This window comes from Neobacillus jeddahensis (assembly GCF_000612625.1).
GTDB lineage: Bacteria > Bacillota > Bacilli > Bacillales > Cytobacillaceae > Neobacillus > Neobacillus jeddahensis.
This window is the reverse complement of record NZ_CCAS010000106.1, coordinates 1-6547: the sequence shown is the minus strand read 5'-3', so window position 1 is coordinate 6547 and position 6547 is coordinate 1. Positions and strand designations below refer to the sequence as shown.

At 35.6% G+C, this 6547-nt stretch carries 7 protein-coding genes; all 7 read right to left on the bottom strand.

The window, feature by feature from the left end:
• On the bottom strand, positions 1-2741 hold a 2741-nt coding region (locus TY15_RS22535; RefSeq protein ID WP_042375649.1), incomplete at its 3' end, for a DUF499 domain-containing protein.
• A gap of 270 nt (positions 2742-3011) precedes the next feature.
• Positions 3012-3620 carry a RadC family protein gene (radC, locus tag TY15_RS22530; RefSeq protein ID WP_042375644.1) on the bottom strand — a complete coding sequence of 203 codons (609 nt, stop codon included), beginning with the start codon at positions 3618-3620 and terminating at the stop codon, positions 3012-3014.
• Positions 3621-3856: 236 nt separating this feature from the next.
• On the bottom strand, positions 3857-4567 hold the full coding sequence (locus TY15_RS22525) for a hypothetical protein (protein WP_052353874.1): 711 nt from the start codon (positions 4565-4567) through the stop codon (positions 3857-3859).
• Positions 4568-4604: 37 nt separating this feature from the next.
• Complete coding sequence (locus TY15_RS22520; protein WP_040209693.1) at positions 4605-4838, bottom strand: hypothetical protein; 234 nt, start codon at positions 4836-4838, stop codon at positions 4605-4607.
• A gap of 173 nt (positions 4839-5011) precedes the next feature.
• On the bottom strand, positions 5012-5452 hold the full coding sequence (locus TY15_RS22515) for a hypothetical protein (protein ID WP_052353873.1): 441 nt from the start codon (positions 5450-5452) through the stop codon (positions 5012-5014).
• A 266-nt stretch (positions 5453-5718) separates the two neighbouring features.
• Entirely contained in the window at positions 5719-5928 is a 210-nt protein-coding gene (locus tag TY15_RS22510; RefSeq protein WP_040209694.1) for a hypothetical protein, read from the bottom strand.
• Positions 5925-6539 (bottom strand): recombinase family protein, encoded by a 615-nt coding sequence (locus TY15_RS22505; RefSeq protein ID WP_040209695.1) that lies wholly within the window; start codon positions 6537-6539, stop codon positions 5925-5927. Before TY15_RS22505 ends, TY15_RS22510 begins: the two co-directional genes overlap by 4 nt.
• Positions 6540-6547 lie beyond the last annotated feature (8 nt).

Sequence of the window (6547 nt, the reverse complement as noted above, 5' to 3'; positions counted from 1 at the left end):
TTTTCTTTATCTACAACGAACTTTTCATCTTTGATTTCAAATTGAAGAATTTCTGAATATATTCCTTTTTCTTCATTTACTGCGACTGCTTGAATATACTTTGCACCTGCTGGTATAGCAAAGGGCTCTACATACTTCCCACCACTGTTTTTAGGGTTTGTACCGTCTGTAGTATATCTTATTTCGACATTTGGTGAGCTGGCTCTTAGTTCCATAAATTGGCTTCCATCAGCATCATAGGGTTTGTATTGAATTGATACTTTGTTTGTCCATTCATATACAGAACCAGTTTCGTTAATTCCTTTTGAATCAACACACAAGAATGTCAATTTAAGCTCACTTGTTTTAAAATTGCTTAAATCCGCTATTTTCAATGAGCTTTCTGTAGCTTTCATATCAATTTCATAGTAAACAATATCACCGTTTGTAGGTAAAATCTTTAAAGTAACTTCTCCAGTTTCTTTATCTCTGTGTGTTTCGATGACACTCACAGATGTTTCTGGTGCTGGTGGTTCTTTATCGATATAACCTCCTTCTTCAATCCATAGGCCTCTTCTAATGCAATCAGTTTTAAGTTCATTCAAAGCCTCTGGTTTATGCCACTGCCAAGAAACTTCCGTTGCAACTCTTTCAAGAATATGGTTCCACGTCATTCTTTGAGTTGTAAAAATTCGCGCCTCAAATTTTGTTTTTAATTTAGAAGGCTCGATTTCGGTGGTAAACTTCATCTCTTCTTCGAGAACATCTTTTATTTGCTTTTCCGCATTGAAGTTATTACCAGCAAACTCCATTTTAAAATCTTTCTTAATTAAGCCATTCTTTTTAGGGAAGTATAACGTAACAAAAGCTTCTCTTATATTTGAATATAATTTTGCACTAATTTTATCAAATAAATCCTTTGCTTGTACCAGCTCTGCATCTCTTGCATCAACTTTATCTTCATGTTCCATACGATAAATAATATTCTCTATTGCTTTATAAGACTTCGTAATTTCAATCAAATTATCCATTGCAACTCTTTGTCCTGTAAGAAACATCACTCTATTTTTTAGTACGGCATCATCATAGAATTGCTTAATCTCATGCTTAAGCCCAGCTTCACTTCCTGGTTCAGTTAGAATCAGTGTGACTTTATTCTTAGATAAATCAATTTCTTCTATTGAAGGAAATACTAAAACCTCTTGATAACAATCTCTTTGTGATGGTTTAAACTGGTTCTCAAGTAAATCTCTAATATGAAGTTTCGCTTGTTCATAGGTAAAACCACGAATTTCATCATTAAGCTGAGCATTAACATTTTGTACTTTTCTGAAGAAAATTCTATTGTCTCTATCAAAGTATAAATACCATGCTTTTGTCTTTAAATCATCAAATCCCTTTTGAATAATTGTTATATCTCTTCCTGGAGAAGCAATATAAGCAATTACTTCATTCATCGTCAATCCAACAACAGAACCAGTTACCTTTGACAACGAAGACATTAAAATGAGTTTCGTGGCATCTTGCATATCAGTTGAGGATGTAATCTCATCTAGTTTTTCTGCCACAGCCTTACCATTTGAAGCAATATCATGAGCAATTGCATTTGTTAGTTCTGGCTTAATATTCTTAATCATTGTAACCATTTCACTATCATTAAGGTCGATATCATAAGGATTAATCAAGTATCTTGTATCGGCTAATCCTCCAACTTCAAATAAATTCTTCACCATGGTTCTTGTAAGTCTAATAAAACCACGAGTTTGTTGAAACCCTGGGTTCTCTTTAAATCTTGCAAACAGGTCACGAATTGAAGGATGGAAGGGGTATGAAGAACGTATACCTTTTGCAATATCAGATGGATTCTCATCCGTATAGTTCATTTCTTTTGCTTCTTTAACAGATGCTTGATATGCCATAGCAATATCATCAATATCATTATCAGCTACAGTATTTTTAAACAATCTTGTCCTTAAAATATTATAAAGGTCATCGGTATTGGAGCTTACTGGCTCTATATTTGTAGAAGAACGGTTCATTTCATTTTCAAGGTTGTCAAAGATTCCTTGAATCACTTGTGAACCTTGCTCATACGTTGCACGGAGGTCAGACACGACTAGGCAAACATTATGTAATTCTTCCTTGTTCAGTGCGTTAAATAGATTAGAAAGTGCTGTTGTCGTAATATCTAAGAGAGTCCCACTACCATATTGCTTTGTTTTACAATATTCAAGATATGGAGGAAGCTCATCAAGCATAATCAATGTAGGTGTATCACTTTTAAGTAAGTTTATCCATGCTGACTGACCAGGAGCATCAAGGGGAGAATAATAAGGGGTAAACAAATCCTCTTTACCTAGCTGTTTAGCTATTTCTCCCCATATACCAAACTTAAGGTCACTTTCCCTTCCTGTATAAGCAACAACCTTTACTTTCTCTTGATAATCATTATATTTCCCATTTAATAGATTTTTTCTAATATCAGGGTTAGTAGCCAAAACACCAAGAGCAACCATATTATGCGTTTTACCACCACCCATAGCTTGAGTTAACTTGATTATACCGTTATCAGCTTTCCCTTTGAATCTTTTGAATGCAGTATCAAATAATAACTCCATTCCATTCGTAATGAAGGTTTCTTCAAAGAATCTTTTTGCATCAACAGTATTATCAATTAAACTTGCAAGGTCTAATGTATCATCTCTTTTGGTTTCATCAGTAACGCTTTCTCTAATCACCAGAGCTTTCTTCAAAGTTTTCATAATTTAGAATTCTCCCCTAACTTTTGTATTTGTGTTGGGCAAAACGTGTCTATATAAATCCAAATATGTAGTCCCTTCTTTTCTATTCCTTTTCTATTATTTATCTTAGCAAAATAAAGACTTTAATACTAGATGATTACAAATTATGGGTTCTTATATAGGGCTTAATATTAATAATTTTTTGACTCCACCTATGCATATCAAAACGTTTGGATGAATCAAATAAACAGGAGTCACTCAATGTTTGATTGACTCCTGTTATGCTTTATTTTATAGGTATCCCTTTTCCTTTAAGCTTACGAACCTTTCATGGCCAATTATTACATGGTCAAGGATTTCTATGCCAACAACCTTTCCAACTTCTGCTAGTCGTTTTGTCACTTCAATATCTTCCCTACTTGGGTCAGGCTGTCCCGAAGGGTGGTTATGGGCAACTATAGCGCTTGCGCAGCTTCTTTTAATTAATGCCAAAAAGGTTTCACGAGGATGCACGATTGATGCGTTAAGAGAGCCTGTGAAGATGGTCTCCCTGAATAAAACCTCATTTTTGGTGTTAAGGCCCAAGCAGACAAATTCTTCCCTTTTTAGATACTGCATGTCCTTCAAGTAATTATAGGCATCCTCTGGGCTTCTAATAGCAAAACGTTGTTCGGTTGTGCTAGGATTTAACCTTGCTAGTTTTAGGGCAGCAATAATCTGTTGTGCTTTTACTTTGCCGATACCTTTAATTACTAGCAATTCTTCTTCAGTAACGTCCAGTACCTCTTGGATGGACGGGAAGCGGCTGAAAATTTCACTAACGATGTAGCCATCTTCCTTTTCATGAATAGTAGTTGCTAATAAAAGTTTAAAAGTAAATTTATCTAATTGGTTTATCATTCTATATATTCCTCCATTTAATTGAAATAAAAAAAGGAGAGACGCATGTCCCTCCGATTGATTGTTTATAGTTTTTTCTGTATGATATTTTTAATAGGATATTTTGATGAGTTCGTTCCACGAGCTCATCTTTTTTGTGCAAACAAAAAGCTCCTTGAATGCTAGATGCACTCGAAAGAGCTTTATTGGATGAATATTTTATTTTTATTCATAAACAACACACCTCCTAATAATAATTACTGCTTCCATAATAAAAGGTCTTGAATGAAGGATGATGCTTGTTGTTTTGTTAGCTTGGTGCTATGGTCTACCTGGTACAACATCTTAATCATTTCCTTCGCTGTTTCTGGACGCATATTAATTTCCGCTACCGTGCTAAATATCTTTTGCAGCTGTCTGGCTGTTGCTAGTCCATCGCCTCCATTCATATTAACTGGCTTTTTTAAATCCTCAATATCCTGCGTGAATATCCCGCTCGCTCTGGTTCCAGAAAGAACAGCATCAATTAATGCTCTTTTCTTAGCCATTTTTAATATTGTATTAACCAAGCTGAATGGGTCTTGACCAACAAAGGACTTTTCCATATTGTTACAGGCTCCTATTCCTTCTGCTTCCTTCAATCTAGTTAGTTTGTTTACAAGAGTAACCTTTACTTCGAATGCAAATAGCCCCTTTTCCCAATTTTCAATTCGGTGAAGAATGCTCACACGTTTAGAAAAACCAAATATATCGCATAATTTTTCAGCTCCTGGCTTTAGCAACGTTGGTTTATCGAATCCTTCAATCCTTCCATAATCGACCCCTTCTGACATTAATTCTTTGATAAATTGTTTTAATGACTCAATCCTTTCTTTTGCTTCATCTAAAGAGATTGCAAGAATTGGAACTATATTTGTACTGTCACTTTTAGTTTTTAACCTAACCACATTTCCTTGTTCATCCAACATAATAGAGCCACTCCTTTAATAAGAAAATTTTAACGACTTAGGACTTTTTATAGAATGAAACCCACTTTCCAAGTTCGCTATTGCAGTTATAGTAAGCAAATTCTGCAACAGCTCTTTCAAGTTCTTCTAAGCTAGTAAAAGTCACCTTCATTCCTAAATACCATTGACTAGTTACTTGCGCTGGATGAGCCAGGTTTGCAGAAAGAAATCCAATCCAATGTCCATCTTTCCTAATTGCTGCTTTTACTGTGCTTTTGTGCTGAAGAATCATCTTTTTCACCTCCTTTCATTTCATTCAAAAAAAAATACCTCTAAAAGAGGCAGTGGGCTCCGAAAAGAAGCAAATACTTGACTAAATACGTATAGCTAGGGTTAGATATTATATCAAATTTTTAGGCTAATTAAGTCATCCATAATTTGTAAACAGTTAGTCTTAACAGAATCTTAGGATACCTTTCTTGGCTTTTTTGACGGCTGAACAAGCGCAATCCCCCGCCATCCCCTATACCATCTAGTCATAATGGTTTTGTATGGAATGTCGTATATTTCAGCCCATTCTATCAAAGTCTTTGTAACTCCGTTTATTTCTGTATATTGGGTATCACGTTTGTTTCTGCTTTGTTCACGTGGTTTAATCCATTTGCAGTTTGATGGCTCGTAGTTTCCGTTTACAGAGACACGCTCAATACTTAATCTATCATTATAATCGTTAGCTATCGCCCATTGATAAAAGCTCATGAAATCCTCATTCCAAGAATTACAAATGGTTATACCACGTCCGCCATAATTACAGTAATTTGATGCCCTTTGGTTGTTGCATCTATCCTTCATCTTTCTCCATAAACTGTGCAATCTTGTATTTGACAAGCCATGTAAAGTAGCCATGGTTCCGCCTCCCTATTATTAACTAAAGGAAGAGTAACCATTTGTTCAGCATAATATCAAGAGCCATATAGAAATAAATTTCAATGGAAGGACTTTTCTTATTGGTAGCATCCCCCCACCCTTTGCCCCAGAATTAAACGATTAAATAATAAAGTGATTTTTACTAACAAAAGCCCTATAACCATTGGTAATAAAGCATTATAAGCTATAGGGCAAACTATTTTTCCAATCTTATGTGTAACACGACCAGAAAGCCGAATTATTACTTAAATAGTCCGACTCATACTAATTTTTCTATATAGAGCAATAACTGGTCTATTCTTGCCCTCCCAGCTTGGATTTCTTAAACTAGGGATATTAAAAGTCAGTTCCATCTCCGTCATAAGAGCAGCTAACCTTGTGCTTTTGTAGGGCTCATTTACACTTGAATGGAGAATCTCTTCATAAACTTGATTTATCTCCCCTAATGTTCTCATGCTTCTTCCCCCTGCCCTTCAATATCCTTTACCAATTTGTAGAAGGTGGTGCGCTTCATTCCTGCTAATTTAATTGCAGTGGTTGCAGTCATTACCCCCGATTTCCATTTATAATAAGCTTGATAAAACTCATTTGTCGGAACAGTTTTAGGACGGCCAAATTGAGTCCCTTTCTTTAAAGCAACATCAATACCTTCTCGCTGCCTTTTACGAATGCGTTCCCGTTCTTCCTGGGCCATCCATGAAAGAATCTGCAATACTAGGTCAGAGATAAAAGTTCCCATGCTGTCCTTATATTTCGTTGTATCCAGTAGCGGCATATCCAACACGACAATATCAGCTTTAATTTGCTTAGTGATTTCCTGCCATTCATTCAGGATTTCATCCTTGTTCCTTCCGAAACGGTCAAGGGAGTGAATGTAAAGAATATCTCCCTCACGTAAACATTGCTTTAAGGCTTGGTACTTTTCCCTGTTGAAATCTTTACCACTCTGCTTATCAAGGAAAATGTCCCTTTCTTCGATTCCCTGCTCTCTCATAGAAGCTATTTGCCTTCCTTCGTTCTGGTCCTTACTGCTCACTCTTACATAGCCAAATTTCTTAATATTCATTTTTCTCT